This is a genomic window from Deinococcus pimensis DSM 21231, from assembly GCF_000519345.1.
Lineage (GTDB): Bacteria > Deinococcota > Deinococci > Deinococcales > Deinococcaceae > Deinococcus_A > Deinococcus_A pimensis.
Window position 1 is genome coordinate 2,589 of record NZ_KI912623.1, and the last position, 1,885, is coordinate 4,473.

A 1,885-nucleotide genomic window follows, 5' to 3' on the forward strand; every position below is an offset into this window, starting at 1 on the left:
GGCGGCTGTGGGTGGAGAGCGTGCCGGGCGAGGGCAGCACCTTCCACTTCACGCTGCCCGCCGTGCAGGACGTGGCGGCGGACTGACGGTCGAGGCGCGCGAGGTGCTCCGGCGCGTCCCGAGGGGCGTGCGGGCGGGAGCCCGGCTCCCGGTGAGACGCCGCCCTCAAAAGATGACTTCTTTTGTCGTCTGATTAGTGTACAATTCCGGTCATCTATTGGCCGCCCGCCCCCTCGCCCTGTCCCACCCCACGGAGTCCCCCATGTCCGACATCGAAACCCTCAAGAAGAACAAGCCTCCCTTCGAGATCCTCGACGACATCTACCGCTGGGCCGACGCCGGACAGGTGAATCCCGAACTCCTCGACCTCGCCAAGTGGTACGGCATCTACCCCCAGCGGCCCCAGGAGGACGGGCACCTCATGATGCGCGTCAAGGTTCCGGCGGGCACCTACTCCTCCGACACCCTGCGCACCATCGCCGGGATCAGCGAGGACTACGCGCGCGGCACCCTCGACGTCTCCGACCGTCAGGCCTTCCAGTTCCACTGGCTCGACATCCGTGACGTGCCCGCCATCTTCGACCGCCTCGAGCGCGTCGGGCTGCACTCGCGCGGCGCGTGCGGCGACACGGTGCGCGCCTTCATCGCGTCTCCCCTGGCGGGCCTCGACGCGCGCGAGGTGTACGACGTCTCCGCGCTCGGACAGGAACTCGACCGCGTCTACAGCGGCAACCCCGAGTTCGGCGACCTGCCGCGCAAGTTCAAGGTGAGCATCACCGGCACGCCCGAACTCGAGGGCATCCACCTCGTCAACGACATCGGCTTCCTCGCGCACGAGGTGGGAGGCGAGGTCGGCTTCGACGTGTGGGTCGGCGGCGGGCTCGGCGCGGTCGCGCACCTCGCGGAGCGCCTCGGCGTGTTCATCCGCCCCGACGAGGTCGTGGAGGTCGCCGGGGCCATCACGGCCGCCTACCGCGACCACGGCTACCGCGCCAACCGCAAGAAGTCGCGCCTGAAGTACCTCATCATCGACCTCGGCGTGGAGAGGTTCCGCGAGATCGTCGAGACCGAGTACCTGGGCCGCGCCCTGCGCAGCGGTCCCGCCGCGCCCACCGCGCGCTTCGGCGGCAACGACGTCCTCGGCGTGCAGCCCCAGAAGGACGGCCTGAACTACGTGGTCGTGGCCACCACCGTGGGCCGCATCGACCCCGCGCGGGCCCGCCGCCTCGCGGACCTCGCCGAGACCTATGGACGCGGCGAGCTGCGCAACACGCCCTTCCAGAACATCCTCATCCCGCACGTCCGCACCGAGGACGTGGAGGCCCTGAGCCGCGAGCTCGCGGACATCGGCCTCGCGCCGAAGGTGAGCATCCGCGGCACCACCATCGCCTGCACGGGCAACCAGTTCTGCCGCCTCGCGCTGACGGAGACGAAGGCGCGGACCGCGCACCTCGTGGACCACCTCGAACCGCTCCTCGCGGACCTCGACGTGCCCGTCACGATCAACCTCACGGGCTGCTCGAACGCCTGCACCCGCTATCAGGTCGCGGACCTCGGGTTCATGGGCGCCAACCACCTCGGCGAGGAGGTGTACATGGTGCACCTCGGCGGCAGCATCGGCGAGGCGCAGCGTCTCGGGACGCGCCTCAAGGGCCGCGTGCCCTCGGCGGACCTGCACGTGTACGCCGAGCGCGTCTTCGGGGACTTCCAGCGCAACCGTCGGGTGGGCGAGAGCTTCGTGACCTTCGTCGACCGCGTGGGCGCGGACCGCTTCCAGCCCGACGCGGTGCTCGGCGCCGTCCCCGCGTGAGCGCGGGCCGCGTCGTCTGGTTCACGGGCCTGTCGGGCGCGGGCAAGACGACCGTCTCGCGCGAGGTGGAGCGCC

General features: G+C 70.6%; 2 protein-coding genes. Both read left to right on the top strand.

All coding sequences use genetic code 11. The features are described from left to right. Nucleotides 1–262: 262 nt before the first annotated feature. Entirely contained in the window at nucleotides 263–1,810 is a 1,548-nt protein-coding gene (locus tag DEIPI_RS0102515; protein ID WP_027480731.1) for a nitrite/sulfite reductase, read from the top strand. Continuing rightward, a partial coding sequence (locus DEIPI_RS42165; RefSeq protein ID WP_157463420.1) for an adenylyl-sulfate kinase occupies nucleotides 1,807–1,885 on the top strand: 79 nt, incomplete at its 3' end. The genes DEIPI_RS0102515 and DEIPI_RS42165, both read left to right, overlap by 4 nt.

Excerpts from the sequence above, each read along its gene's own strand:
- DEIPI_RS0102515 (WP_027480731.1), top strand. The coding sequence starts at position 263 with ATGTCCGACATCGAAACCCTCAAGAAGAACAAGCCTCCCTTCGAGATC.